26 protein-coding genes and 1 riboswitch are annotated in these 26,989 nt (G+C 39.6%); of the genes, 15 read left to right on the forward strand and 11 right to left on the reverse strand.

All coding sequences use genetic code 11. The features are described 5' to 3' along the window. Positions 1 to 8: 8 nt before the first annotated feature. The 5 genes from cysC to PO903_RS10280 form a co-directional block, all read right to left on the reverse strand. On the reverse strand, positions 9 to 614 hold the full coding sequence (cysC, locus tag PO903_RS10260; protein WP_273593346.1) for an adenylyl-sulfate kinase: 606 nt from the start codon (positions 612 to 614) through the stop codon (positions 9 to 11). 126 nt (positions 615 to 740) lie between these two features. Next, positions 741 to 1,550, reverse strand: coding sequence for a hypothetical protein (locus PO903_RS10265; protein ID WP_273593347.1), 810 nt, complete (start codon positions 1,548 to 1,550; stop codon positions 741 to 743). A gap of 119 nt (positions 1,551 to 1,669) precedes the next feature. Next, a riboswitch (cyclic di-GMP riboswitch) is annotated at positions 1,670 to 1,764 on the reverse strand. Positions 1,765 to 1,911: 147 nt separating this feature from the next. Then, complete coding sequence (locus tag PO903_RS10270; RefSeq protein WP_273593348.1) at positions 1,912 to 2,700, reverse strand: peptidylprolyl isomerase; 789 nt, start codon at positions 2,698 to 2,700, stop codon at positions 1,912 to 1,914. 147 nt (positions 2,701 to 2,847) lie between these two features. Beyond that, positions 2,848 to 3,768 carry an AEC family transporter gene (locus PO903_RS10275; protein ID WP_273593349.1) on the reverse strand — a complete coding sequence of 307 codons (921 nt, stop codon included), beginning with the start codon at positions 3,766 to 3,768 and terminating at the stop codon, positions 2,848 to 2,850. A 44-nt stretch (positions 3,769 to 3,812) separates the two neighbouring features. Continuing rightward, positions 3,813 to 5,774: a DUF2339 domain-containing protein gene (locus PO903_RS10280; protein ID WP_273593350.1), complete on the reverse strand. Its 1,962-nt coding sequence runs from the start codon at positions 5,772 to 5,774 to the stop codon at positions 3,813 to 3,815. 132 nt (positions 5,775 to 5,906) lie between these two features. Here PO903_RS10280 and PO903_RS10285 point away from each other — a divergent pair, with 132 nt between their 5' ends. From PO903_RS10285 to PO903_RS10300, 4 genes are all read left to right on the forward strand, one after another. After that, entirely contained in the window at positions 5,907 to 6,602 is a 696-nt protein-coding gene (locus tag PO903_RS10285; RefSeq protein ID WP_273593351.1) for a M50 family metallopeptidase, read from the forward strand. After that, positions 6,599 to 7,963, forward strand: a complete 1,365-nt coding sequence (locus PO903_RS10290; RefSeq protein WP_069326676.1) for an N-acyl-D-glucosamine 2-epimerase — start codon at positions 6,599 to 6,601, stop codon at positions 7,961 to 7,963. The genes PO903_RS10285 and PO903_RS10290 overlap by 4 nt, the downstream gene beginning before the upstream one ends. 20 nt (positions 7,964 to 7,983) lie before the next feature. After that, positions 7,984 to 9,150, forward strand: a complete 1,167-nt coding sequence (locus PO903_RS10295) for a pectin acetylesterase-family hydrolase (RefSeq protein ID WP_273593352.1) — start codon at positions 7,984 to 7,986, stop codon at positions 9,148 to 9,150. Positions 9,151 to 9,267: 117 nt separating this feature from the next. Next, entirely contained in the window at positions 9,268 to 11,337 is a 2,070-nt protein-coding gene (locus PO903_RS10300; RefSeq protein ID WP_273593353.1) for a class I SAM-dependent methyltransferase, read from the forward strand. A gap of 97 nt (positions 11,338 to 11,434) precedes the next feature. Here the strand turns inward: PO903_RS10300 and PO903_RS10305 are convergent, their stop codons facing one another. Together PO903_RS10305 and PO903_RS10310 are read right to left on the reverse strand one after the other, a co-directional pair. Further along, the gene (locus PO903_RS10305) at positions 11,435 to 11,644 is read right to left on the reverse strand and encodes a hypothetical protein (protein WP_069326673.1); all 210 of its coding nucleotides are present in this window, start codon (positions 11,642 to 11,644) and stop codon (positions 11,435 to 11,437) included. A gap of 15 nt (positions 11,645 to 11,659) precedes the next feature. Next, the gene (locus PO903_RS10310) at positions 11,660 to 12,145 is read right to left on the reverse strand and encodes a hypothetical protein (protein WP_273593354.1); all 486 of its coding nucleotides are present in this window, start codon (positions 12,143 to 12,145) and stop codon (positions 11,660 to 11,662) included. A 190-nt stretch (positions 12,146 to 12,335) separates the two neighbouring features. Between PO903_RS10310 and PO903_RS10315 the strand changes: the two genes are divergently transcribed. Together PO903_RS10315 and rnhA are read left to right on the forward strand one after the other, a co-directional pair. After that, complete coding sequence (locus tag PO903_RS10315; RefSeq protein ID WP_273593355.1) at positions 12,336 to 13,586, forward strand: MFS transporter; 1,251 nt, start codon at positions 12,336 to 12,338, stop codon at positions 13,584 to 13,586. Positions 13,587 to 13,613: 27 nt separating this feature from the next. Next, positions 13,614 to 14,285 (forward strand): ribonuclease H, encoded by a 672-nt coding sequence (gene rnhA / locus PO903_RS10320; RefSeq protein WP_273593356.1) that lies wholly within the window; start codon positions 13,614 to 13,616, stop codon positions 14,283 to 14,285. 115 nt (positions 14,286 to 14,400) lie between these two features. Here rnhA and PO903_RS10325 read toward each other — a convergent pair whose 3' ends face one another. Continuing rightward, positions 14,401 to 14,661 carry a hypothetical protein gene (locus PO903_RS10325; protein WP_273593357.1) on the reverse strand — a complete coding sequence of 87 codons (261 nt, stop codon included), beginning with the start codon at positions 14,659 to 14,661 and terminating at the stop codon, positions 14,401 to 14,403. Positions 14,662 to 15,010: 349 nt separating this feature from the next. Here PO903_RS10325 and PO903_RS10330 point away from each other — a divergent pair, with 349 nt between their 5' ends. After that, positions 15,011 to 16,906: an ATP-binding protein gene (locus PO903_RS10330; RefSeq protein WP_273593358.1), complete on the forward strand. Its 1,896-nt coding sequence runs from the start codon at positions 15,011 to 15,013 to the stop codon at positions 16,904 to 16,906. A 95-nt stretch (positions 16,907 to 17,001) separates the two neighbouring features. Here PO903_RS10330 and PO903_RS10335 read toward each other — a convergent pair whose 3' ends face one another. Next, on the reverse strand, positions 17,002 to 17,244 hold the full coding sequence (locus PO903_RS10335) for an NHLP leader peptide family RiPP precursor (RefSeq protein ID WP_069326668.1): 243 nt from the start codon (positions 17,242 to 17,244) through the stop codon (positions 17,002 to 17,004). 65 nt (positions 17,245 to 17,309) lie between these two features. Beyond that, positions 17,310 to 18,335 (reverse strand): hypothetical protein, encoded by a 1,026-nt coding sequence (locus PO903_RS10340; RefSeq protein WP_273593359.1) that lies wholly within the window; start codon positions 18,333 to 18,335, stop codon positions 17,310 to 17,312. A 288-nt stretch (positions 18,336 to 18,623) separates the two neighbouring features. Between PO903_RS10340 and PO903_RS10345 the strand changes: the two genes are divergently transcribed. From PO903_RS10345 to PO903_RS10380, 8 genes are all read left to right on the forward strand, one after another. Then, positions 18,624 to 19,130, forward strand: a complete 507-nt coding sequence (locus PO903_RS10345) for a sigma-70 family RNA polymerase sigma factor (protein ID WP_069326666.1) — start codon at positions 18,624 to 18,626, stop codon at positions 19,128 to 19,130. Positions 19,131 to 19,155: 25 nt separating this feature from the next. Next, entirely contained in the window at positions 19,156 to 20,304 is a 1,149-nt protein-coding gene (locus PO903_RS10350) for a hypothetical protein (protein ID WP_137221136.1), read from the forward strand. After that, a complete protein-coding gene (locus PO903_RS10355) occupies positions 20,301 to 21,281 on the forward strand; it encodes an ABC transporter ATP-binding protein (RefSeq protein WP_273593360.1) in 981 nt (326 codons plus the stop codon). Before PO903_RS10350 ends, PO903_RS10355 begins: the two co-directional genes overlap by 4 nt. Beyond that, positions 21,281 to 22,150 (forward strand): ABC transporter permease subunit, encoded by an 870-nt coding sequence (locus tag PO903_RS10360; RefSeq protein WP_273593361.1) that lies wholly within the window; start codon positions 21,281 to 21,283, stop codon positions 22,148 to 22,150. The genes PO903_RS10355 and PO903_RS10360 overlap by 1 nt, the downstream gene beginning before the upstream one ends. 166 nt (positions 22,151 to 22,316) lie before the next feature. Then, positions 22,317 to 22,760, forward strand: coding sequence for an OsmC family protein (locus PO903_RS10365; RefSeq protein WP_069326663.1), 444 nt, complete (start codon positions 22,317 to 22,319; stop codon positions 22,758 to 22,760). A gap of 39 nt (positions 22,761 to 22,799) precedes the next feature. Continuing rightward, positions 22,800 to 23,258 carry a cupin domain-containing protein gene (locus tag PO903_RS10370; protein WP_069326662.1) on the forward strand — a complete coding sequence of 153 codons (459 nt, stop codon included), beginning with the start codon at positions 22,800 to 22,802 and terminating at the stop codon, positions 23,256 to 23,258. A 12-nt stretch (positions 23,259 to 23,270) separates the two neighbouring features. Then, a complete protein-coding gene (locus PO903_RS10375; protein WP_273593362.1) occupies positions 23,271 to 23,579 on the forward strand; it encodes a hypothetical protein in 309 nt (102 codons plus the stop codon). 288 nt (positions 23,580 to 23,867) lie between these two features. After that, complete coding sequence (locus PO903_RS10380) at positions 23,868 to 25,604, forward strand: sensor histidine kinase (RefSeq protein ID WP_273593363.1); 1,737 nt, start codon at positions 23,868 to 23,870, stop codon at positions 25,602 to 25,604. A 148-nt stretch (positions 25,605 to 25,752) separates the two neighbouring features. Here PO903_RS10380 and PO903_RS10385 read toward each other — a convergent pair whose 3' ends face one another. Continuing rightward, positions 25,753 to 26,955 carry an acyltransferase gene (locus tag PO903_RS10385; RefSeq protein ID WP_273593364.1) on the reverse strand — a complete coding sequence of 401 codons (1,203 nt, stop codon included), beginning with the start codon at positions 26,953 to 26,955 and terminating at the stop codon, positions 25,753 to 25,755. Positions 26,956 to 26,989 lie beyond the last annotated feature (34 nt).

Raw genomic sequence — 26,989 nt, forward strand, 5'->3', positions numbered from 1 at the left:
TTTTTCTTTTATAGAGTCTGATCTGCTCGGCGCTCAAGTTCAGCAATAACTTTGGCAACACACTGTTCAACAGACTCATGTTCAGTGTCTATCGTCAATTCAGGTTGTTGCGGAGCTTCATAAGGAGCACTCACCCCAGTAAAGTTCGGAATCTCACCTGCACGAGCTTTTTTGTATAATCCTTTGGGATCACGTTCTTCGCAAGCCGATAACGAGCAGTCGATATAGACTTCGATAAAATCGCCTTCCTCAAATAAATCACGAACCATCTGACGGTCTTGCGCATGAGGAGAAATAAAAGCAGCAATGACAATAGTGCCTGCATCCATAAATAACTTGGCGACTTCACCAATGCGACGTAGATTTTCTTTGCGATCTTGTTCAGAAAATCCTAGATCACGATTGAGTCCATGACGAATATTATCGCCATCCAGTACATAACAAGCACGCTCATGTGCAAATAATTCTTTTTCTAGCGCAAAAGCGATTGTCGATTTCCCTGAACCGGAAAGCCCTGTTAACCAGATCACGACACTACGTTGTCCATACCGCTGTTCTCTTTCTTTACGTGTAATATTAGAAGACTGCCAGGTGATATTTCGTGAAGATTCCATCTTTATTTCGCCCCTTTGCTGACAATAGGTATTGATCCAATTATATCAGCAATTTGGCTAAATCTCTAAGTTGCTTTGTAGATATCAAGCATGAGCAAGGAGATATACGAATGAAATTGTCTTTATTTAATGCTGTACGATTTGACTCCAGCCTACATAATCATGCACAGCTACCCCTGCAAAAGAAGAATGAGTAGAAGCTTGAGCAGATACTTCACCTAGTGCTGTTGTGAGCGTTGTTGCTCCTTTTCCATAAAAGCTGACATGCTCTCCTTCGGAAGAACGATTCGTTTCTACGCCAATATACATATCTTTACCTGCTGTATCAGCTTCACTTAATTGAGCTTGCGCCACATCATAGATAGCAGTTCCCGAATCTCGATAAGCCATAACGGTTAGCGAATCATAGTGTTCAATCATCCACTGACTTAATGTCGAACGATCATCAGGGGTACGAAGGGTATACAACCAGAAAGGAATATCTGCACTGGATGATAGATGAAGCGATTGAGCAGTTGCTGTAATCATCTGTACACTACGTTGCCATTGCGCAATAATAGTCGCTTGTTCTTTCGCCCAATTTGGAAGCAAATAAGGTTCGATATCGATATGAATCCCACTAAATTGCTCTGTAGATGAAGAAGCATGTTGATAAGAGACGATCCATTGCAAAGTATCTTGCAATTGGTGGCGATCTTGATCTAATGCCCAAGAGGGTGCACCATCCAGAGCTTCAACGGTAATATGCTGTGCAGAAGCAGCTGTAATAAAACGTTGATATTGCGATATATCCAGATCTCTATTGATTTGCAGGTAGATCTTAGTGATCTGTTGTGAAGAAGCAAACTGTAAAATATCTGCTGTTGAATCAACAATAAGTGCTGTATTCCATAGCCATGTTGCTTTTTGAATCGATTGTGCATGAATCGATTTCATATCACAAACTCCTAGCCAAATAAACATTGTCAGACTGATTAGTCCTATTTTAGAGTAGAACAATATCTTAGTGTGCATGATCCATCGGACTCCTTCGATTCATACCGCATCAGGTATTCCTCGGTAACCGGCTGTCATGACATGTCCTACAATTCATGTGTTAGACCCTTTGGCTTTGCGTCTTTACTTTTCAGTAAATTTGCCTGATTAAATATGAAATTAGATAGTAAAGTATTATACAATCTAAAAAAGATTGCACACAATAGATATCGGAATCTAAAAGTTACTTATGAATAGCTAAAAAAGTGAATCAATAAAAAAAGCCATTATCTTTGGATCAGATAATGGCTTTTAGGTACTCTTATTTTACTTTTTCAGGTTCCGGATAAGTTACGCCTTTTGTATCTACTGTTACTTTTTTCATTACAGCAGGAGTATTCGGTTTATCTTGTCCGTCTCTTGGTAGATTTACCACTTCATCTACGGCATCCATACCGCTGATCACTTTACCAAATGCAGCATATTCGCCATCCAATTGAGGAGAATCAGCAACCATAATAAAGAATTGAGAACCGCCCGAGTTAGGGTCGCCAGCACGTGCCATCGAAAGAATACCACGTGTATGTTTTAGATCATTTTGTACATTGTTGGATTTGAATTCACCAGCAATACTATATCCTGGTCCACCTGTACCTGCACCATCAGGATCTCCACCTTGAATCATAAATTCAGGAATAACACGGTGGAACGTCAAACCATCATAGAATCCTGATTTGACCAAAGAGATAAAGTTGTTCACTGTATTTGGAGCTGCTTTAGGGAACAGTTCGATTTCAACTTTTTTACCATTGTCCATTTCAATCGTAACGATTGGATCATTGGCTTGTTTGAAATCTGCTGAATTATCAGTTGCAGAAGCTTCTTCTGTTGTACCTGTTGTAGCTGAGCTATCTGTACCTGTCGATTCTGTAGTGGAATCGGCTTGATCGGTTGAAGTACTTGTGGAGCTACTTTCCGTTGTTGTACCTGAAGTGCCTGTTTGTCCAGTAGTAGAACTGCTTGTCCCGTTATTACCACAGCCTGCAATAATCAAAAATAGCGCTGTGAAGATAAGCAAAAAGGCTACATTTTTACGTGATTGACGCAACATCTGACGATTCATCTCCTTTGGGGTTATCAATTGTAATTTTGAATCCTTTTTAATCAGCAATCATTAGTATAAAACGTCTACAGAACAACATACAAGTTTGTATCAGAGTCATCCATTGAATCTTGATGTCTGATCATCCTCTTTATCTTATAAATGATGAGACAAAGCGATAACTGCTGTAATCGTAAATACATTGACTAAAGTCGATACTAATACTGTTTGAGCAGCAAAGTCAGGTTCATTCCGATACTCTTCCGCCAGGATCGATGTATTCACCCCTGTAGGCATCGCAGAAGCAATCAAAAGCGCTTGTGCAGGTATGCCATGAATATCCAGTACATAGATCAGGAGAAGCCCGATAGCCGGTCCTGCGAATAAGCGTAATGTCATACTCAGATAAATATCTTTACGATAGAGACGTAATGGGTACTTCACTATCTGTGCGCCAAGAGTGATCAAGGCGATTGCTACCATGGATTGTTGTGCATAGGTTAACGGTTGAGACAGAATCACAGGCAAAGGAATAGCAAAAGCATGCATAAGTAGACCCAGTAACAACGCATACGGCACAGGCATTTTCAGAAATCCGATAATGACCGTTCGGTAATTACCATTTAACTTGGAACCTTGAATTGAAATTACACCATACGTAAATGTGAGTAGACTTTGCAAAGACATAATCAAAGCCTGCATCGAAGCAGCCAGTGGATCACCTTTGAACACTAGATCATTAATAGGCAATCCATAGTTGCCCGAATTATCGAGCATAATACTGTTGTTAAAAGCGGCTTTTTTGCCTTTTGTATATCCCATGATTTTGGATGTTGCTGATCCCAAAAGATACAGAATCAACACATACAGTGCGTAAAAAAAGATAACACTTCCAAGTAATTGAGCAGACATATCGGAATGATACAGACTCATAAAAACAGCCGCAGGTGTAATACAGTAAAAGTTGATTTTGGCGAGTGTATACAGATCCAACTGAAAAACACGCTGTAATATGGACCCGACCGCAATCAGAACAAAAATCGGTAGAACCACACTGTACAAAATCGTAAAAATCAATCTCTCCACTTCTTTCTCTAGGCATTCATTTTGGATCTTTTCATTTATGAAAGATCATCATTGTTTTTAGGTTTTGGATCGTTTAGCAGATGATCATCCTTGTTGCCTTCAGTATGTTGTTGATCTGTACCGTGATGCTCGGCAGGATTCGATATTTCTTGCTGTTGTAATGGAGGTTGTCCATTCGTATCCCGACGTTTGTAGAATAGACGCGATAATCCGAGTCCAACCACACCTAATATAATAAACAGAATCGCACGTACACCAATCGAAATATCAGGAAGATCGATAAAAATAATTTTGAGTAATGTGAAAAAGATAAACAGTATTCCGATAATCCGCAGTTTGGATTTCTGAACAACCATCCCGATCACGATAATCAGAATCGCATAGATAATCCATGCACTGGAAAGGCTAAGATGACGAACATCTGCATTTTGCGACATTGAAGCGACCTGTACCAGTTGGCTGATATAGACCAATCCTAATATCGCTTCTGCCCACATCAAGATATAACGTTTGCGATACAGTGAACCATAGTTCTTATCATCTGAACGTACAAATTTGCCGATAATACGATAGATCACAGCAATCGTAATCAGTAAAATTAACCAGTTGAATGTATGTGCAGACCAGAATCGTTCAATCGGAACAAGGAACGTTGCCAAAAAGGCATAAGCATATACAATGCAAGCCAGCACCAATTGCAATTTGTTACGGAATCGAAGAGCGAGTAAGAACGCAAGTGTACCTTCTACCAAAATCACAGCCATACGAGCCGGGAAATTGGGAATCATATTTAATAATAAGAACCAGCCAAAGATTGCCATTGCAGGATAAGCGATTCCGACAGGAGTACGCTTTTGAATACCTGAAGCATACAAGATGCTGTACATGAGCGATAGAATAGCAATCATCCAGCGAGCGCCTGTCTCACTGCCATCCAGATAGTAAATTGTAAGCCAACCACCGACAAAGGCGAAGCTGGTAAATAGAACACCGAGTTGCATGCTAGTATTGCGTTGTTTCCAGAGTACAGAAATCGCTAAAATCACAGCATGCTGAACCAAAACGGCTACTACATTTTGCACAGAGAAGCCATACCAGATCATACTTAATCCAAGCGTAATATGTAGTAATGCAAATGCCAGGATATAACTGACCCGGAATGAATATTTCATAGCTACGACTAACATGACCGCTGAGAAAATCGTTTCAAATCCAGCCAATATCCATAGATTCGGATGAGTAGGTGCAATTAAGACGGGTGCAAGATAACCTGCAACCAATGTAATCCCAACAATCGATTGTGATCGTTGACTAAGAGCAATATAGACAGCAAAAACGAGTGCGCCTATATAAAGTAAAAACGCAAAAATAAACGGAAGCAGAGCATATAATAGATATGATGCGACAATAGACAAAATCAGAATAGCGATTGAGCCGCCTAATAAGACTTTGCCAAGTGCGGGTCGTTCTTTGCTGACCTCACGTTCTCCTAACCAGTACAGCACAGCCGCTACAAGTACGCCTAAAATGCAACGAATCGGTTCAGACAAATAGCCTGCTTTGACAACAGCAATAAATCCCCACACAATCCCGAGAATAAGGACAACGATAAACACACGTGGTAACCATACACGCGCAATCAGATGTTCCCAGTCTTTGGGTGGCTTAGGAACAGGAGGCGTATAAGGCGGTTGCTGTGCTTGTGCAGGTGGACGTTGTGCACCTGCATACTGCCCCTGTTGTGGTGGCTGTGGTGGTCTCACGCCATAATTTGCATTAGGTGGTGGTGCATTCACATGAGCGCCTTGCCAGTGAGGTTCTGGCGGAGGCGGAGTGAAAGGTGAACCAGATGGTGGAGCTGTTCGCTGGGGAGGAACAGGTGGACGAGGTGCTGAAGCCTGTCTGCGCTGCATTTCAAATTGCTTCAATTCAGCAACTTCATGCTCAAGCCTGCGTATACGCTGTTCCAGTTGTTCCACTTTATCATTATGTTCCACAGTGATAGAGCCTCCTTTAGGAATGATTTGATTCACAAATTATACCATAAGGAGTAAAGGTTGAAGATGGATTTAAAGATCGTAAAGCGATATATTTAAGATAGCAACTTAATATAGTAAGGGTGTGACCTTTTGAATAAATGGTTAAATACGATTTTGCTGTTAATCGCATCTGCTGTTTTGACGCGGTTGATTCCATTTTCCTCGTTATTTCGTAATTTGAATACGATGATTCATGAATTCGGGCATGCCATGATTACGTTGATTACATCCGGTCAAGTAAGTGGTATAGAACTCAATGCAGACCATAGTGGAGTGACTTATACTACCATAAGTTCAACCTGGAGTGGACTTCCGATCGGATTAGCAGGATATATGGGTTCTTCGATTTTTGTGATTGTTTTATTTTACCTGTATCACAAACGCAAGCAAAAAGCAGGCATATTGCTAACGGGTATGATTGGACTCATTATGCTGATCTTGTATGTGCATCAGGGGTTCGGTCTATACTGGTTAATCGGATTTGTGATTGTAAGTGGTGTGATGATGATTGCACCGGAATGGTTACGTAATGGGTATTATTTAGTGATTTTATTTTTGACCTTAGAAGAATCCGTATTATCTTCGATTACGATTCTTTGGCTTAGTATTACCAGCCCTTCGGGAGCAGGAGATGCAGCAGGATTAGCCCAACAATTTGGGATTCCAGCTGTGGTATGGGGTGTGATCTTTACCGGCTTTTCATTGTGGTGTGCACACCGATCTCTTCAGTTGTTCTGGCGTAAACGAAAACCACCGGTATACCGAGCAGGAGGAGCAAGACGATGAATACACCTCTACAGCGTAATCGTCCATGGGCAATGCATGGTGCAAGTATACAGATTGATCCGTTATTTCCGTATTATGCGAACCGTTCACCAGACAGTATTGCAGATGAATTGGCACTTGCCGGATACCGAACGGTTCATTATTTTGTTGTTAATGAACAGCAGGTTGATGTGTTATTAGTAGAAGCTTTGCAACGGCGAGAAATCGCTGTCTGGGCATTGGTGCTAGGCAACGGTACATTCAGTGTTGAACTTGCTCCTGAAGCATGGTCATCCTGGCGTATGGAATTGATCAAGCCGATCAATGATGGATTTGAGCGTTTTTCTCATTTTTCAACCGACTATATTCAATGGAAAAAAGAAGTGATTGCTTATTTAGTCGAAAATGTTCCTTTTGATGGCATTGAGATTGCCGAACCTTATTTTCCAGAATGGAATGGGATTGAGCGTGGAGTCTATGGAGATGTAGGACCGCTTGCACAGCAGGCTTTTAAAGATAGATATGGTATGGACATGCCGAACTTTACCCATTCTTCAGCAGCCAATTATTATACAAAGATTCCTTATATTTACGAACGCTGGGTAGAGATGCGTGTAGAAGCAGTCAATGGATTAATCCATGAAATTATTAATGGTGAGCATGGAGCAAGAGATGTGCGCCCGGATATCAAAGTCGCTACATGGTCACTAGCTGTACGTGATGCAGAAGCAACAAAGAAACTACGTGAATGGCAAGGGTTGGATGCACTAGCGATGATCGATCTAGTGAAGCCAGATATGCATATGTTACAGACCCACTGGCCAGATTGGATGAAGCGAGGTCTACCGTCTAATTATATACGAGATTATGAAAGTATCGCTGCACCTATAAGAGCTTTACATCCCAAATTACCACTCGGGATTCAAGCCGATATCGGTTCCAAATCCAGTATGATCAAAGGACGACGCTGGATTGATGAGATGGAACATCATGCATATTCACTTGGATATCAGAACTGGACCGCTTATGAATACCATATTGGTGGGTATATGTATGCAGAGCCTCCTTTACCTTCATCAGGTCTACGTATAGCGCCTGATGAAGTGATGATCATTTACAATAAGCGCATTGATCCTCATTCGATCGGTACAGTAACGTTATATCCAGCCACAGGATTGGGTAAATCTTATGAGTTGAAAGTCAGTCAATCAGCTGTAGATGGTAATCGCTTATTTTTGCGTTTTAATCGAACGTTACCGAATACTTCTTTTCAATTAGAAGTGAAAGATGTAAGTGATACACCAGATCTATGGCTACTCAAAGGTAAAAAGGCGAATCGTACACCGCGCAAAACCAAAGTGTTTATCGTACAGGAAGAGTAAGCGGGAAAAGAGGAATTAACATGGTTTTGACCACCATTGAATGGTTGATTATTGTAGCGGTTGTCGTTGTTGTCATTTTATTTGTAATTAAGCGTCCTACCCGTGTAGTAAGCTTTGAAGAGTCTCCATTATACAAATGGAATCGTGTGGATCTAAGCGGTATTGTGGTTGCAGGCGATGGATCACCGTACTATTTGCTGACCAAGCGAGGAAGAAGCAATAATGTGGTTGTGTATTTTTCAGGTGGAGGGATTAGCTGGGATCGCAATACAGCCTCCAAGCCATTTGGGTTACGTACATTGTTGCATAATCGAGAATTAGGTTATTATTTTGCCAATATTCCTTTTTACAAAACTGACTTATTAGGCGGTATGCTCGATAATCATCGTGAAGATAATCCTTTTTACGATTGGACGATTGTCTATATTCCTTATGCCACAGGAGACTTCCATATTGGCAACAATAAAGTGAAGTACAAAGGAAAAGGTAAAATTCATTTTACTGCTCATTACAGTGGCAGACCGAATACGTTAAAAGGATTAGATTGGTTATTCGATCATATGACAGAGCCGGACAAATTATTTATCGCAGGAGCCAGTGCAGGCGGTTTTGGATCAGCCTTCTGGGCACCTCATATTGCTGAACAGTATCCTAATGCTCAGATTTATCATTATGCAGACGGTTCGTATTTATCCTCTCATCAGTGGCATCATATTATGGATGAGGTCTGGCAATCCAAGTTCGAACAACATTTCGGTTATCCGATCGAAGAAGATATTATCGCTGCTGCTTTTCGTTATAATGCACAGAAATTGCCAGCCAATACGATTTTGCTACAATCGAATACGTTATATGATAAAGTATTACCTTCTTATGAAGCAGTGCTGAATCAACAGACGATTGGACTGGTGAGTGGGGACGACACGATGACTCAAAGTTGGTCTCAAGGTATGCTCGATTCAGCGGGTCAATTGGATCAAGAATTAGAAAATTATTATTACTTTGTAACCGACTATGGAGTGGGTACCAAAAGGCGAAGTACTCCGCATACGTTATCCCCATCACGTGTTTTCTATACCGCAGAAGAGAGTGGTGTGAAGTTAAGCCGTTGGTTGGGAGATATTATTAACAAAGATAAACGATATTCGGTAGGTAAAGAATTCGTCGAATCACCTATGGGCAAATAAAATAAAGAGCGCTGAACATCATGTTCAACGCTTTTTTTATGATCAATAGATGTCAAAACGGGTAAACTAACAATAACCCTAAACCCTATACTCTGGAGAAAATAAGGATGTGAACCGATGCTACATTCATTAACCGCAATAGAACATTACCGAGAACTTGGATATCCGACGGTAGAACAGCCACAGCTCTGGTTAACATATTTGGTATCCGCAGAAGAACGTATTGTGAATCTGGAACGTGTAACGACTTTACAAGAATTAAGCCATGCGAATCCGGTGCTTGATTATGTAGAGCGTACTTTACGTATATTAGATCAATTACGAGTATCGTTCTGGCAAAAAGAACTGATCGAAGAAGTACTGATCTGGTCGGAAACAGCCAAAGGTGGAACAGTACGTGAGCGGATACGCTGGCAAGAACAAGGGATTAATTTATTTGTACATAATGAGGGCTCAGCAGAACTGTATCTACATGCTTCAGCCGATCCAGAGCAAGAACGTACACAACTGGTAGCTACATTGATTCGTACGCATGGGCTGGTAGGTCAATGTCTGCGTGGAGAAGTGCCTTTTGCAGAAAATCTTCCGCTTACCGATCAAGTCAGTCATGGCATCTTGTCTCCTGAAGAAATGAAAAGCACATTGCTTATTCTGAATCGCTGTATTATAGAAGCTGTATCTCCAGAGTTATGGCAAAAGGTACAAGATGATGTGCTTTCTTTAATTCAACCGATCGTGTATCACGAGCAACCGGTAGGATGGACAACAGAAGATCGTATCCTGCGTTTGCGTACTGCCAGTATCAACAAAGGGGAAAATACCGCCGAAAGTCTACATCAGTTGAATACTGATTTTCCGGTAGTATCCTCTTTTGAACGTCTTCACGATCAGACATTCTGGTATGTAGAAGCAGCGTTGCAAGACTTTTCATTTGAAGAGTTTGCCAAAATATTCACATGGATCAGTCGAATGATTCCTGAAGGGGTACGACATATTAGTTTTGAACGACTGATGAATACGATGTATTACGATTATAAAGGGATCAAAAAAGTGAATGTCTACAAAAAGCGAATCATCGAAAAAGTACTTGGTGATTGGTCATGGGATCAGTTGTCTTCCGGTAAATGGGTACAAGATAGTCCGCATTTGGAGTATGAATGTGTACAAGAACCTCATATTGCGGATACTGTCTTTTTTAACTTTGTTTTTTCACCAGCGGCAGAGAAGTTAATCGAATTCTGTATCGAAGCAGAGAAATCTCCATTATATGAAAAAGCAGTATTGTTATTATTCGATCTATTTGGATTACGGCGGGATGCGTATGATCGTTTTCATAATGAAGAAAGTTATCTGGAAATGATGAATCAGACCGTCGATTACAAACGAATCTTACTTCAGTATATTGTCGGTCAGACGATTATTGATATCGGCCCGGGTGGCGGTGTGATGCTAGACTTGATCGAAGAAGAATGGTCGGATAAGCGAGCAATCGGAATAGATATTTCTGAAAATGTGATCGAAGCGTTACAGCGTAAAAAGCAGTTAGAAGGTCGTTCGTGGGAAGTGAAAAAGGGCGATGCGCTAGCATTACGAGATATCGTCGAACCTGGAAGTGTAGATAGTGTATTATTTTCGTCGATTCTACATGAGTTATATTCGTATATTCCATTTCAGGGCAAAAAGTTCAATCTGGAAACCGTAGCAGCAGCACTATCCAGTGCGTATGATGTGTTATCCACAGGTGGACGGATTATTATTCGAGATGGCATTATGACAGAACCGACAGGGCAGAAGCGACGTATTCAATTTTTACAAGAAGATGGTCTACCGACATTACAACGATATGCTCAAGATTTTGCCGGGCGTTCGATTCAGTTTGAAGTGATCGGAGAACAAGAAGTATTGATGCCTGTGAACGATGCAATGGAATTTCTATATACGTACACATGGGGAGAAGAAGCATATGTACATGAAGTACAGGAACAATTCGGCTACTTAACACCATCTGAATATCGTGCATTTATCGAACAGACTTTAGGAACATCGGCAAATATAGTTCATGCAGAATCTTTTTTACAAGCAGGATATACCGAAGCTTTGCAAGATAAAGTCAAAATGATGGATGAATGGGGCGAATCGGTTCCTTTACCGGATAGTACTTGTATTATCGTTATTGAAAAGACGTAAGTAGAATATGTAGAGAATAGAATAACATTTAATATAAAATAAAAAGAACCTTTCCTAAAGATGAATAAGGAAAAGGTTCTTTTTATTTAATCACATTCTATTCGATTTCAGGTTTGTCTTTATCTTTCTCATGACGTGGTAACTCGTTATCGTGAGGAAGTTCATTATCGATCACTCTTTTTTGAATCTCATCAGGAGCAGAATCGGGAAAAGAGTCTTCTTTGAACAATCCAAATTCATCATCATTATCGCGTTCAGTGACCAAGTTTTTCTTTTCTTTGTCCTGATCTTTATCATGAGTACTCATATCTATTCCTCCTTATTAACGTCTAAAACGATCGGGTTCGTCTTCACCTGTTGATCCGTTTAATATATCGGTTCCATGCGCATCTTGATCTTCTAAAGGTACAGCGGCTGGATCGACAGGCGTCTCACCATCTAATACATCTGCATCTGGAATATCAGGGAATTCATCATCCAGTGTTACATCTTCCAAATCGGTCAATGGATCACTATTTAGATCATTACCTGTATCAATCGGTGTCTCTGCCACATCTAGATCAATACTGTACGGAGTCACATCATGTTCATTTTCAAGTTCTGCATTTGCTTCACGTACAGCTACATCTTCACCTGTGATTGGTTGAATACCTTCTTCATCACGTGCAGTAGGATTGATAATATCAAGATCATTTTCAGGAATCGTACGTAATTCATCCTCTATATCGGAAGTGACTGGTTCTGTTGTCCGGTATCTGTTATATTCTTGTGCCGCAGCATCTCTATTATCGTCAAATGGTTTGTTCATTATCATTCATCTCCCTTAGGTTATAAGTACATCTATTTTGATTTCGTTAATCATGGATTTGGCTTACATGTACTTTACCCGAATTTATAATATTGCAATCGCTCTCTTATAAATTGGTATCACTTTGTTTATTTGTAGATCATGAATTTGGATATTGGGTTAAACAAGAGTAGAATGTAAGATATTTGACTTGTCTACTGGAAAGGGCGTGCAGACATACGTGGTAGCTATCGAAGACTTTTCATGGAAACGAAATTTAGTTGTACTGTGGTTAGGTGTATTTTTTTGTAGTACAGCGTATTCGATCTCGATCCCATTTTTACCTATTTTTCTAAAAGCAGATTTGGGCGTGACAAGCAATTTGGAAATATGGTCAGGGGTCGCATTCGGCATTACCTTTTTAGCCAGTGCTTTGATTTCACCGTTTTGGGGATCATTATCGGATAAATATGGACGGAAACCGATGTTGATTCGTTCAGGCTTTAGTCTAGCGGCTTTATATTTGATTAATTATTTTGTGACCGATCCGTATTTATTTCTAGTGGTACGTATTTTTCAAGGATTGCTTGCTGGATTCGTTCCTGCATCGATCGCTCTTGTTGGAACAAATACACCAGAGAACAAAACCGGTTATGCGCTTGGTGTGATGGCAACATCAGGAGCGACAGGAACGATCATAGGTCCACTGATCGGTGGAGTCGTCAGTTACTATTTTGGTAATCGAAATACATTTTTATTTTCAGCAGGTATTGTATTGATTGCAGCTCTTATCGCTACATTCTGGGCGAAAGAACATAACTTTAATCGTTCTGCTAAACGTTCTCATGTACGTGATGATCTCAAGCAAGCCGCTGGTAATCCGATATTTGTCGCTTTGCTCACTCTTGCAGGGATTAGCACCTTCTCGATTATGATTTTGGAACCGTTGATTACTATCTATGTGCAAAGTATAGGCGTATCCAGCAATAATGCTTCTTTAAGTTCAGGAATTGTCTTCTCTGCGGTAGGTGTAGCCACATTAATTATGGCTCCACGCTGGGGTAAAATAGGTGGTAAAATAGGATATGGCAAAATTTTATTTATTGGTTTATTAGGAAGTGGGATTGGTAATCTTCTGCAATTTTTCTTTACGAATATTTGGGGATTTGGTATATTGCGATTTGCATATGGTTTATTTTATGCGGCAGTCTTACCTTCGATCAACGCTATGATTGTCAAAGTCACACCGTCTGATTTTCGCGGTAGAGCTTTTGGCTTAAATCAATCCGCTTCCCAGATCGCAACGATGGCAGGGCCCATTATCGGTGGTCTACTTGGACATTGGATCGATATTCGCTGGGTATTTGTAATCAATGGACTGATGTTGTTGGTCTGTGCGATTTTCGTCAAACGGCGCAGTTGGGAGATTCCTGTTCTTGAAAAGTCATCTCATTCAAATTAAACATGTAATACAAATACGGAGGTCTGTATGGCAAAGTCAAAATATTATGTAGTCTGGGAAGGGCACCGTCCGGGGATATACAGCTCTTGGGCAGATTGTCAGCAACATACCAATGGATACAAAGATGCAAAATATAAATCGTATGAAACGTTAGCTGAAGCTGAAAAAGTATATGCAGAAGGATGGAAAAAGCATTGGGGACAAGGAAAAAGTAGTTCTTCTTCCAGTTCTTCCAGTAGCGGGAATAGCTATAGCAAACGCACTTCGTCTTCCTCTACGATTTCCAAAGATCAAATAGAGTATGACAGCATCTCAGTAGATGTAGGCACACGTGGCAATCCAGGGCCTGTAGAGTATCAAGGGGTCGATACACAGACAGGCAAAGTGATCTTTAGTTGCGGCCCAATCGCCAAAGGAACTAATAATTTAGGTGAATTTCTGGCAATTGTGCATGCGCTGGCGTATCTTCACCGTCAAGGAAGTAACCGAACGATCTATAGTGATTCTGCCAACGCTCTAAAATGGGTGAAACAGAAAAAAGCAGTTTCAACATTGGTTCGTGATACTTCTACAGCTGAAATCTGGGATCTAGTCGATCGTGCTGAACAATGGCTACGGACACACAAGTATGAAAATAAAATTCTAAAATGGGAAACGAAAAGTTGGGGCGAAATCAAAGCCGATTATGGTCGCAAATAATGATCATCCCGGCGATATTGCTATTTTAAAATACAAAAAGAAACCTGTTTTCACTATTTACGTGAGAACAGGTTTCTTTTAATAAGTGATATTTTAATTCATATAAAATATCACATTATTCTTTATCTTTGGGCTCATGGTTAAGATGAGCAGCATCAGATTCAGGATCTTCGGGGTCAGCGCTAGGATGTGGGCCTGCATCTTCTTCATCAGCAAGTTCTCCAAAAAGAGGTGTATCCATCTTTTCAGGTAAAATCACTGCTTTTTTAGCATCTTCAGGTAATTCATCATCGATGTTAGTTTGTGAATCTTCATCATTTAAAAGAGTGTTGCGTGTTTTCCAAAATACGTCGTCGTAATGTTCTTTGTCTGTCATTATTAATTCCCTCCAATACGTCCGTATATGAGTAGTGCTTACCCTAGTCTGCCTATAACCAAACGATAACTGCTTATTTTTATGAATAGTATTGTCTTTTTTTGTTATTTATTGATAAGGTATCTAGTATAGTTCATGTTTCCGAAAGCGTAATCACCACTTCATCAAATAAAGCTTAAACAAATGAAAAAACAGTCGATATAACAGGCTTTTTGCCATGTTTTGTAGACCTTTTCTGGTTATGAAATTAATGGTATCTCTGAAGTGAGAGAGCAAGTATAATACATAGAGGTGGGTATATTTTCCAAGAAATACGTATTCGATAGTTTATTTATAATGAGGTGCTGAAATGAAGATTCTGTCCAAAGCCTTAATAGGGGTTTTAATCGCAGTTATAGTAGTCGTACTGGCGTTATCTTTATTTTCAACTCAAAGTGAAAAACGAACAGGTCAGTCTATTAATTACTGGCAAATCAAATGGCAATCTCAAAATACACTCACATCCAAACCATGGGAAAGTGAACAAGATAGCTCATGGATCTCTTCCGAAATTATGAAAGATGGCAAACCGGTTAATAGTTCCTCAGCATGGATTCGTATACCATTGCCTGAACTTACATGGAACACAGCTGGTGTATTGATTCCTGAATTAAATGGTAAACATATTATCGTCTATTTGGATAAAGATAAGATTTTTGAATCTAAGCGAAGTTATGCGTATGAACAAAATCAATTGTTGCTTCCACTGATGAAGCAAGATTCTTATAAGATGCTGTATATCTGGGTTGAGTCCGCTCGTGAGCAGATTAGTCTCAAGCAAGGTATTATGGTCGGCGATTATCAGGATATGTTAATCCAGTATGTTAGTTCGGATCTGATTGATGTGGTACTGGGCAGTGCTTGTATCTTTATATCGTTGGTCATGGTGATCTGTTCTGTATTCTTGCGCCGTGATCAATTACGCATGTGGCTTAGTCTAGCAGCCATCATTCTTTCTTTGGGCATATTAGTGGTAACTTACTCGCCATTTTTGTTTACTTTTTATCCAACGTATTATAAATTGTATTCGGTTTTACTGGATTTAAGCTTATTTATATTATTACCTGCATTACTTTATTTCTTTGAATGTGTTTTTGGTAGTGGATACAAAGGGATCATTACCAAAATGAAAAAGATACAATATGCGTATTCTTTTATCTGTGTGATGGCAATGGTTTTTAATATTTTGACCAGTGAACGCTATTTCTCTATTTATTACTTTGTTTCTGTCAAAATATTAGGCATTTTACTGATTGTGCAATTGTTAATTTTGATGGTAGTCGCAATCACTTATGCTTTCCGTAAAAATAAAGATGCGATTTTGTTTGCTTCTGGATTTTCTATTTTTGCTTTGATTAGCGGTGGAGAATTAACATGGTTTTATATTCAAGGAGGCGCCTATAGTGTGACCCTGTGGAAATGGGGAGTTATGATTTTTGTGATATCGTTGATCTCTGTAATGGCAAGACGATTTGCACAAAATCATCAACAAATGGTGCTTTACTCTAGCCGATTAGAACTATTCAATAACGAATTACAACGCTCAGAGAAAATGGATATTATTAGCGAACTGGCTGCTTCTGTCGCCCATGAGGTACGTAATCCATTACAAGTCACACGAGGATTTTTGCAATTGCTACAGATGAATACCGATGATAAAGGCCGTGAACATTTAAAAATCGCTTTAGAAGAACTGGATCGGGCATCAGCGATTATTACAGATTTTCTTACCTTTGCGAAGCCTGAATTTGATAAAATAAACACACTGAATTTATCGCAAGAATTCCAACATATCGAAGGGATTATGCGACCACTGGCTACATTAGCAGGCGGAACGATCAGTATCAATATACCGGAAGATATTGAGATTCGAGGGAACTCGTCCAAGTTTAAGCAAGCGTTGATTAATATCGTCAAAAACAGTATTGAAGCTTTACCGGAAGAAGGCAAAATTCATATCTGGGCAGAACAGCAAGATCAAGAAATTGAAATTCATATTCAAGATAACGGAAGTGGAATGACAGAAGAAGAGTTAAAACGATTAGGAGAACCTTACTTTTCGAATAAAACCAAAGGAACAGGCTTGGGGCTTATGGTGACTTTCCGGATTATAGAAGCGCTCGGGGGAGTGTTAGAGTTTAAAAGTCAAAAGAATATAGGAACAGAGGCTGTTATTCATCTTCCAGCAGCGAACCCGCAAGATTAAGGGGTTCGCTGTTAGAAGAGTTTAACAGTTTTTTTTGTGTGAAATAGCCTATGTGTTTTAAGTATAAAAGAACATACAAGTATCAAAGAGGAATATTACCAACCAGCATCAACTTTCACTTTAGCATCAGCCATCATAGATGAAGGCTTCGGAGGAATGACCAAATAGAACTCATCGCTTTTTTCTTCAACCGTTTTCAGTTGCACATGATCCGGGAAAGAAATACCTAATACATCTTTTAATGCTGTTTTTGGATCGGTTTTTAACATCTCCATAAAACTAGGGTCTTCCCATGCCTTTTGAATAACCTGTGCTTGAAAAATAGCTTGGCTGGACATATTAATCTTCCTCCCTCAAATGGTTATAATTACCTAATAAGTGTATCATGTCTAATTATAAAAATCTATGAAGATGTCAGGTCTTTTTGGATATAGTAAAGTAGGCTACCCTGTAAAAGGGTATTTCGAGCGTCATTCACCGAAGATGCTGCTTGGTATAGTTGTGTAATTAAATAGTTGCGAAAGGCGATTAAAGACTCTGAACCAAAGGATGAAGGCTCCTCGGTAAAAGAAGATTCAGCATACTGAGCATACCGCTGAAGCACATCTTGATCATAGATCGCTTGCTGCACTTGAGTAGGAGTCACTTTATCTGTAAATAAAGCTTGCTTCTGTTCAACAGCCTCATGACGAATAAAAGCAAGTAGACAATTATAATTGCGTTCGACCATATCTTCTTCCCAATCCGTAAGATCATCATTCATTTGCAGAACGATAAGTGCTTGATCCAGTTGATGTAATAGATCAGGTAACATATCCATACGATCCGACTGAAGCAACATAGCAATAAGCGAAATTTTGAGCGGACTGACTTTACCAGCAATCATTTCAGGTTGTTGGAACAAATAATCTGACTCTGCTTCATTGTAGACAGCGCTTGCCCATTGTGCTAAAAATTGCTTGTAATATGACCAGAATAAAGAATGATCCCCTAGATTTTCGCCACAGATACTAACAAACTCATTCCAAAATAATTGACTGAGCGGGATAAGATCATGTAATTGATCAGCAGGTAGATTGGGCGTATCCATCAGATCATCTTGAATAAAAAAATGAAGCATACAAAATATATTGGCTACGCCCATACGATGAGATAATTCAGGCAATGATTGAAGGGAAGATACAGATCTGGAGACAGGTACAGTCGTAGAATGTAGATTTGAAGCTGGATGGGCTTGAAGAGTGTCTGCAATCCAGAAAGGTAACAAATAGCAGACATAATTTTTGGTGCTATGTTTTTGACGAATATCGAATTTGGCTAAATAGGTTAATCCTAATTCATTTAATGGCTTTGGAAAATGGGCTACTTTTTGCTTCGCTTCCTCAAAAACAGCATCTAATTGAAGTTCAAATGGTTGTAACCAAAGCATTAGCGTCCGCTCCTCAAATTCGTTTAGATCCCAAATACTTTTCATTATAGGTAGTATACGACATGATTTGAATATATTGGATGATTATTTGCTATTATATCGAACTTTGTACATGTTGACTAACAAATTCCTTTTTTATTTATGTATGATATTGTCGAAAATCATGCCAATAGACTACGTAAATAGACGGATTCAATCATTTCAAAAAATAAATAAATACAGAATAGATACAAAAATCAAACACAGCTCGTCTTTCTTATAGCTGCAGCGGAAAGGAGCATGCAAAACATGGACATTCCGGAACCGGAACAATTTCAACAGATATTTTATGAACATTATCCGATCGTCAAACGCAAGCTTTATGCTTTACTACGGGATGAAGCGATAGCAGACGATCTGGCACAAGAAGTCTTTCTACGTTTATATCGCAATCCACCCGATGACCCTCAAGCGATAGGGGCATGGTTACACCGCGTATTAACACGGATTGCTTATGATTATATGGATAAAAAGGCTAGAGAACGCCGACTGCAAAATAAACAAGAACAATACTATGATCTTCAACATTCTCCACCTTCTGGTGAAGATGTGGTCATTCAACAAATGGAACAAGCGGAAGTACAAGAATGGTTAGAACAATTACCGCTACGAGATCGACAAGCTTTACTGATGAAATACTCAGGTTACAGTTACGCAGAGATTGCGGAAGAGCTTCAACTCAAACCACTGCTTGTCGGTACACTACTACATCGAGCGACCAATAAATTACGTAAAAAGATGTTACGGTCTACGTAAATCAATCACAAAAGGAGGAATAGACGTGAGCAAATTTCCGCATGAACCGAGTGTCATTCAGCCTACAGAACCCACAGATTCATCTCATGCGACGGATGAAGCCTGGAAAAAACTACAACGTCGCCTTGTCACGGAGACACCACATCCGAAATGGCAACAATGGGCAAATGAACCGCAATTATTTCAAATAGATGATCCATCACAACCACAACAATCTCAAAGGAGTGTAAATACTATGAAAAAACCGAATGAAGAACAATCTCATATTTCGTCAACAGAACCAACAGTTAAGCGTCGCCGTAAAATGAGTTCTGCTCGCAAAAGATGGACTACAGGTGTTGCTGCTTGTGTGATTGCTGGAGCAGTCATATCCACTCCATTTGGAAATAATGCAATGGCTGCACTGTTAGATCAATTCCGTGTACAGACATTAACGACTGTAGATGACCAGCAATTGTCTGATATGTTTGATCAATACAGAAGCAAAGGTGACTTAGGAGAAAGTGAAAATCGTTTTGGAACATTCACTTCAACATATGGCAAAGTAGAGGGAGACTTTAATCCTTCAAAAGCAGCTACGCTATTAAATTACACATTAATCAAAGAAGCTTCTAAAAATGATGAAAGCACGGCTTACGTACGAAGCTCAAGAACAGAGACATTAAATATGAATGTTGATGAGATTAACAAAGCGATCCAAAGTCTAGGAGGTACAGATTTGTTACCTCAATCGTTGAACAATACTCCGATTACAATGCATTTTCCAGAGACTATTGAATACACTATGACTACAGAAGATCGATTTGCAATGTTAACTCAAACTAAAGTTCCAACTGTACAATTTGATGCTTCTGTTTCAACAGAGGAAGTGTTTAAAGCTATTGCTAATTTACCTTTCTTACCGCAATCCCTTAAAGATGGATTGCAAAGTGATAAAATTATTGATGGTTCATTGCCATTACCTGTAGTATCAGATGGCACAAATGAACGTGTAACCATAGCAGGAGTACCTGTTTTAGTTACAACATACAATTATCACGATGATACAACAGCAGCTTATGGTGCAACATGGATTCACAATGGAGAATTATTTACGTTTGAATTGAATAGTGCAGACAAATCTAACACCAAAGAAACATTTACAAAAGAAATTGAGAAGTTGATCCAATCATGAATACAGTAGCGATCGATATTCAGCAATTAACCAAAGAATATGATAATGGTCGAGGTTGTCGCAATGTAACGATTAGTGTGGGAAAAGGGGAAGCCTTTGGCTTCCTCGGTCCCAATGGTGCAGGCAAAAGTACGTTGGTCAAAATGCTAGTTGGATTAACAGCACCGACTTCAGGAAGAGCTACATTATTTGGAGAACCGATTGGTTCTTTAGCCGCTAAGCAACATGTCGGTTATTTGCCTGAGCTGTATCGTTACCAAGAATGGTTAACCGGTGAAGAAGTGGTTCGATTGCATAGTCGTCTGTGTGGTATGGATCAGAGTACGATTAAGCCACGGATTAAGCAATTGTTAGATCAAGTCGGTATCGGTAAGCGTGGAATAGACAGAGTCAAACATTACTCTAAAGGGATGCAACAACGCCTAGGTATGGCTTGCGCATTAGTCAATGATCCACCTATTTTATTTCTCGATGAACCTTCTTCTGCATTAGATCCGATAGGTCGCTCAGAGGTACGTGAACTGCTTAAAAATTTAAAAAATGAAGGTAAAACGATCTTTTTAAATTCACATTTATTAGAAGAAGTAGAAAGTCTATGTGAACGCATCGCCTTACTGAATAATGGACAGATTTTGCGTCATGGACAAGTCAGTCAGGTGTTATACACACAGACCAAATGGCGTTTTAAAGTTGGCGGATTCACACCGGAGATTCTACCGTGGTTAAGCGAGACGAGCGGTATTGCGATAAAGCGATATATGAATCCATCTATAACATCGGCTACTTCGGTATTGCCTGTAGGACAAGAGACTGTTTGGTTAGAAGCAACGATAGATAATGAAGAACAGATTGGTTGGTTGAATACATTGATCGTAAATCAAGGGATGACCTTATACAATGTAGAACCAGTGAAAGAACGATTAGAAGAGTGGTTTATGGATGCTGTATCCGGTCTAAGTCACAGGGGGGAGCAATAATGACAACAGTGATTGCTATGACCTGGAAAGAATTAATGCGCAAAAAAGTGGTAATGATGACACTGATTATGACTGTGTTATTTATTATTGTTTTTTCATTTATTGCCCGAATTCTCGGGGAATCATCGGGTATAGATCCAAGTCAACAGTTAGTGATGCAGTTTATAAATGGAGCTTCTATTTTGACGTTAGGTTTCTTTTTTGGAAGTTTTATTTTAGCTTTTTTAATTATTTTTAGTTCTTTTTCTTCGATATCTGGGGAAGCCGAGATTAGCATGATGCAATCGATGTTAACCCGTCCAATTCAGCGTTGGAAATGGTATCTGGGACGCTGGCTCGGATACACTTTATTTGGCATCGTGTATGCTTTAGTTTTGTATATTGCTATCGTTGCTGTTGCAAACACCTATGCGACTGTACCGCAAAGTCTTGTTTTACATATACAATCGTTTTTATTATTTGCGCTTACCGTACCTCTACTAGTTACTGTGACTTTACTGGGCGCTACATTATTTTCAGCACTTGGAAATGGTGTATTTATGACGATGTTATATGGAGCAGGTTGGTTAGGGGGTATGGTGGAAAAATTATCTGCTGGAGCTGATATGAAGCCCGAAATGGCTCGTTCTCTGTACAATATTACAGGAATGATTTCATTGGTGATGCCAGCAGACGCCATCCAACGCAAAATGTTAGCTGTAATGTTAAATGTAGATCAATTAGCAGGGATGTTTAATATTGATCAGCAGATGCGTGGGGGTATGGGAATTGGACAAGCACCGTCTGCTACATTTATTTTTTATGCTGGTATTTATACGATTATTTTATTCTTCTGGGGAATGCGTCGCTTTTACAAAAAAGACTTTTGAATGATCAAGCAGCAGACGCTCTATTTTATAATATCTATAGAACGTTCTTCAATATGCAAATACGCTTATTGAAAGAACGTTTTTATTTTGGAAATGATACATACGATAGAATATGGTAAAATGTTCAAGATCAAGTGTGTAAGCAAAGCAAGGAGATGAACGCATAATGAAACATCAATTTGTACTGGATGCGAATTGGTATGGCGGACGGAACAGTGAAGGTACGATTGAGTCAGGCAATCTCAAAACTGCGATTTCTATCCCCCAACCTATGGGTGGACCGGGTACAGGAACCAATCCGGATGAGATGCTTTTGGGTGCAGCAGCAACCTGTTATATTATTACACTTGCAGCGATGCTTGAACGTTCGAGTATTACGGTTGCACAGTTAACGATGAAATCTGAAGGTATTGTAGATGTAACCAATAATATCTTTACGTATGAACAGATTATTCATCGCCCGGAAATTGTACTCCACGCAGAGTCAGCCGATCAGGTAGAGAAAGCGACTGTACTGGCACATAAAGCAGAGCAATCGTGTATGATCTCACGCGCTATTACAGGCAATGTAACGATTACAACGCAACCTCTGATTAGTATTGCCGATTAACACCACACTCCAAACTTTGATGAAAGAAGGTTATTGCACATGGGAACGAAATTACCTTTATCTCCATTAGTGAAATTACTCGATATGAACGAACACCGTGAAGGCGGTTGGTACAAAGAAATGTGGAAAGCTTCTTTTGAAATTCCAAAAGATATTTTGCCTGAACAATATTCAGGGCCACGTTTCTCAGCAACATCGATCTATTTTATCCTGCATGGCGATGAAATCTCGGATTGGCATGTTGTGCATTCAGACGAATTGTGGTTGATTCACTCCGGTAGTCCGCTTGAATTAACATTAGGTGGAAAAGGCGATCAACCCGTAGAAGGCAAGAAAATGATTCTGGGTATGGATATTGAAGCCGGGCAGACACCACAAGTGTTAATTCCAGCAGGAGAATGGCAAATGGCACGTCCACTAGGTAATGATCCTGTATTTGTATCTTGCGTGGTAGCACCAGGATTCCATTATGATGATTTCAAATTAATTCAACGCTAGGACGATCTATCTATGCAATGGTATACGTTTGGACAAATGATAGCTATGATTCGTTTGGGGCAAAAAGCAAGTACAATAGACGAAGTACGTATCATTAGGCGTACAACAAAAGGTATCATTTGGGTCAATGGTAGACAACAAGGACAATGTGTTGCGATCCAAGACTATTTATTTTCAGATTTATGGCGTATTTACGATGATGAAGATAGTGTCATCTCTTTATCTGAGCGTCAGCAGTACGAACAACAGGAATACCATATGCTTGAAAATCAGTATATGGAATGGTGGGCTGAACGCAAACAGCAAAAAGATCAGTCTTAACCATAAAATATAGATTGGGTTCTATCCACAAAGGTCCTGAATAGCATTAATAGTGCTTACAGGACCTTTATTTATGGATTTATTTAGTTCACTCAGTTACAATAAATAAAGGTATCTTTTCCATAAATTAATAGTATAGTTTTGTGAAAATTAGGTGTAGTCCTATGCTGTTCATGGTATGATACTAAAAAAAGAATCGAAATTTGTCGATATTCGGACATTTGAGATTTTAATATGGCTAAAAGGCATGGAGTAAGTGCTGATATAGATGGGGGTTAATTTGCTAAAATGAAACAACGTAAGAGCCTGTTACCCAAACCTTTTCCGGTGACTGTATATATTTTGGCTGTTATGACAGTTGTCTTGATTATTGTGAATACTACCTATTACGTAACAACGCGAAAAGCATTAATTTCGGTTCAGGAACAAAATATGCGTGCAATCACAGATCAAATTAGATCGTCTATCAAGTTATCTCAAAGTGGCGAAGCTTTTGTAGAGGATTTGATCGGGGAGAACTTGAGAATGGCAGCGCAGGCTGCACAATCTAAAATTGGGACAGACATGAACAATATTACCAATAAGCAATTGGCTGAAGTGAGTAAACAAGTGGGTGTGGATCGAATTACGCTTTTAGCTCCTTCTGGTAATAATATTGTACCTGTACGATCTTCTGATCCTAGTGAACTAGCTGTCAAAGAAGAATGGCGAGCCGATTGGCTCAAAGCGGTTCAAGAATTGCTGGCTGGCAAAATACCTACGGTTGAGATCGGGCAGAAGCTTCCTGATTATTGGGGAGCACCGATGATCTCCAAAGTAGATAGCGCGAACTCGGCGGGTGAGAAGTGGGGCTATTATTATGATGGATCTACTAATTATGTTATTAACGTCTATACCAATGACAAATCGGTCCGGCAATATCAGGAAAATACAGGTGTAGAAGCGATTATTCGTGAAATATTGAATGGAGAGCGCAGTCGACAGACATTGGGGATCGCTATTTTTAATCCACCTATCTTTCTCGATCAAGCCAATCAATTCAATTCGCGCGGTGTCATCTGGTATTCAGACAATGAGACATTATATAACGATTATTCGTATAAGAGTGCAACTGACAAAACAAATATTAAGCAAGTTAATAAATCAGGAAATACGATATCGATTACCGACGAATTTGATAATGTTCCGGTGCTCAAAACCTTTATTCCTGTGGAGCTGACGTACCCGGCGATTATCACAGTAGTGTCTGATCTGACTGAAGTACAACAGACACTGAATGAGCAATTAATCAGGTTAACCCTGACTATTTCTGCTTGTTCGGTTGCGATTATTGCTTTGGTATTAGGATTGATTACGATTCTGAATCGTCGTACAGAAGCAGCGGCGCAAAGTGTACAAAACGTCTATTTGGAAAATATAGATGCGCTATTTAACTCGATCAAAGAACAACGTCATGATTTCAATAATCATGTGAATACGATTCAATTATTGGTCAAAATGAAAAAGTATGATGATCTATCTACGTATACAGCTGAATTGGTCGGCGAATCAATCGCCATGAATCAGATTATCAATATTAATCTGCCGGCATTATCGGCATTGATTCAAGCGAAGACGACACAAGCCTATGATCGCCGTATTAAGTTCGAATATGATATCAGTAATCTCAAATCGGTACAATTTGGAACAGTGAAGTCCACCGAACTGGTCAAAATTGTGAGTAATTTGATCGATAATGCTTTTGATGCTGTAAGTGAAACAGACCGTCCTGAGAAAATGGTTAAAGTGACCGGACGTGTTCGTGGAGAACAACTAACATTTACAGTCGGAAATAATGGCAATCCGATTCCCGAAAAATTAAAACAGCAAATTTTTGAAGCAGGGTTCAGTACGAAGCCGCTTAACCGCAAAAATTCAGGGTTAGGTCTAGCGATTGTGCAGAAAATTTTAGCCAAACATCGTGGTATTATTCGGGTTGAAAGTGATGAAGAATGGACAGAATTCTCTGTTCGTTTGCCCCTTTAATAGGGACTTATCCTGTGCTTGAAATGATGAAGTTGAACACCGTTTTCGGCATGAAATAGTGATGGCATTGTGTCGTATCACTACCATGGTATAACTAAAAAAACCGCTATGTTCTCTGAGTATAGAGAGCATAGCGGTTTTAGTTTTTTTAGGAGTCTTGAGGTAATGTGGATGAAGGTCTGGTGGCATGAGAAGGGATAGCCGGTTTGCTTTTTTTGCCAGCTGATCCGGTTAACCATTGCCCTCCCGGTAAGCGTGACAGAAAGCTCGTTAACGCTATCGCTGTAGGAGCGACAACCATAAAAGTCAGTATCGTCATGATTAGATTCAGCCCGGGCATTGTCATCTGACGTGTAAAATAAGACACGCCCATCAGAATCAGTGCATGAGATAAATAACCTCCGAACGAGTAACGACCACACCACTGTAAAAAGCGTACGATCACGCCTTTTCGTTCCACCAGTATTAACGCTAATCCATACATCAACAACATATGACTGACTACAGCTATAAAAGTAGTTGGTTTAAGATACGTAGAAACATTAAGATTGATAGCTACAGGATCAAAACGTAACAGATCGTAGCCTAACCAGATATACATGATTCCAAAAGCAAGAGCTGTCCATGGCAATATTTTGAGCATAACAGCTCTCCAGCGCTGAATCGCTGAACCACAGATCCCACCAAGTACAAAATAAAAAAAGTAAAATATAAATTCACTGGTACGATGTTCTAAAGCAATTTTCCAAATGCCTTCAACTGTCCATGTAGGCATAGCATAATAGCATAACCACATGATCCATCCGTACACAATTCCGATCACCACTAACATTATGATAATACGCTGTTGTTGCTGTTTTGACGAACGATGAGCGAGTACATGAGTTCCAAATTGCTTACCTAGCCAGCGGAACAACGGAAATAACAGATAAAATTGAAAAATCATAATAACAAACCACAGATGATATCCATTGGTCGGAGCAAATAACTGCCCTACAATATCTTGTACACTGTCTGCTCGTAACAATGGAACTTTGAATATCCATTGCATTACAATCCAGTAAATAATTGTCCATACAACAAATGGAATATAGATATCACCAATGCGCCGAAAGATCACCGAACGGTAAGGTCGTCCATCTCCATATTGATAAAACAAAATCGCACCTGCTAAAAATACAAACGTTAACGTACCAAACCGTGTAAAATGATAAAGCATACCTAGCATGATTGAATCGGCTTGGATAATGCCACTTCGATAAATATATTCACCAATCGAATGTTGCATCACCACCGCCAAAAAGGCAAAACCACGTAGCAATGCCCACTCATTGATCCGTTCTTTAGACATGTATTCACCCCAATTATCCCTAACAATTCTTTAC

Source organism: Paenibacillus sp. PK4536, assembly GCF_028594455.2.
GTDB lineage: Bacteria > Bacillota > Bacilli > Paenibacillales > Paenibacillaceae > Saccharibacillus > Saccharibacillus nuruki.

Excerpts from the sequence above, each read along its gene's own strand:
- cysC (WP_273593346.1), bottom strand. The coding sequence starts at position 614 with ATGGAATCTTCACGAAATATCACCTGGCAGTCTTCTAATATTACACGT.
- PO903_RS10265 (WP_273593347.1), bottom strand. The coding sequence starts at position 1,550 with ATGAAATCGATTCATGCACAATCGATTCAAAAAGCAACATGGCTATGG.
- PO903_RS10270 (WP_273593348.1), bottom strand. The coding sequence starts at position 2,700 with ATGTTGCGTCAATCACGTAAAAATGTAGCCTTTTTGCTTATCTTCACA.
- PO903_RS10290 (WP_069326676.1), top strand. The coding sequence starts at position 6,599 with ATGAATACACCTCTACAGCGTAATCGTCCATGGGCAATGCATGGTGCA.
- PO903_RS10295 (WP_273593352.1), top strand. The coding sequence starts at position 7,984 with ATGGTTTTGACCACCATTGAATGGTTGATTATTGTAGCGGTTGTCGTT.
- PO903_RS10300 (WP_273593353.1), top strand. The coding sequence starts at position 9,268 with ATGCTACATTCATTAACCGCAATAGAACATTACCGAGAACTTGGATAT.
- PO903_RS10305 (WP_069326673.1), bottom strand. The coding sequence starts at position 11,644 with ATGAGTACTCATGATAAAGATCAGGACAAAGAAAAGAAAAACTTGGTC.
- PO903_RS10310 (WP_273593354.1), bottom strand. The coding sequence starts at position 12,145 with ATGAACAAACCATTTGACGATAATAGAGATGCTGCGGCACAAGAATAT.
- rnhA (WP_273593356.1), top strand. The coding sequence starts at position 13,614 with ATGGCAAAGTCAAAATATTATGTAGTCTGGGAAGGGCACCGTCCGGGG.
- PO903_RS10325 (WP_273593357.1), bottom strand. The coding sequence starts at position 14,661 with ATGACAGACAAAGAACATTACGACGACGTATTTTGGAAAACACGCAAC.
- PO903_RS10330 (WP_273593358.1), top strand. The coding sequence starts at position 15,011 with ATGAAGATTCTGTCCAAAGCCTTAATAGGGGTTTTAATCGCAGTTATA.
- PO903_RS10335 (WP_069326668.1), bottom strand. The coding sequence starts at position 17,244 with ATGTCCAGCCAAGCTATTTTTCAAGCACAGGTTATTCAAAAGGCATGG.
- PO903_RS10340 (WP_273593359.1), bottom strand. The coding sequence starts at position 18,335 with ATGCTTTGGTTACAACCATTTGAACTTCAATTAGATGCTGTTTTTGAG.
- PO903_RS10345 (WP_069326666.1), top strand. The coding sequence starts at position 18,624 with ATGGACATTCCGGAACCGGAACAATTTCAACAGATATTTTATGAACAT.
- PO903_RS10355 (WP_273593360.1), top strand. The coding sequence starts at position 20,301 with ATGAATACAGTAGCGATCGATATTCAGCAATTAACCAAAGAATATGAT.
- PO903_RS10360 (WP_273593361.1), top strand. The coding sequence starts at position 21,281 with ATGACAACAGTGATTGCTATGACCTGGAAAGAATTAATGCGCAAAAAA.
- PO903_RS10365 (WP_069326663.1), top strand. The coding sequence starts at position 22,317 with ATGAAACATCAATTTGTACTGGATGCGAATTGGTATGGCGGACGGAAC.
- PO903_RS10370 (WP_069326662.1), top strand. The coding sequence starts at position 22,800 with ATGGGAACGAAATTACCTTTATCTCCATTAGTGAAATTACTCGATATG.
- PO903_RS10375 (WP_273593362.1), top strand. The coding sequence starts at position 23,271 with ATGCAATGGTATACGTTTGGACAAATGATAGCTATGATTCGTTTGGGG.
- PO903_RS10380 (WP_273593363.1), top strand. The coding sequence starts at position 23,868 with ATGAAACAACGTAAGAGCCTGTTACCCAAACCTTTTCCGGTGACTGTA.
- PO903_RS10385 (WP_273593364.1), bottom strand. The coding sequence starts at position 26,955 with ATGTCTAAAGAACGGATCAATGAGTGGGCATTGCTACGTGGTTTTGCC.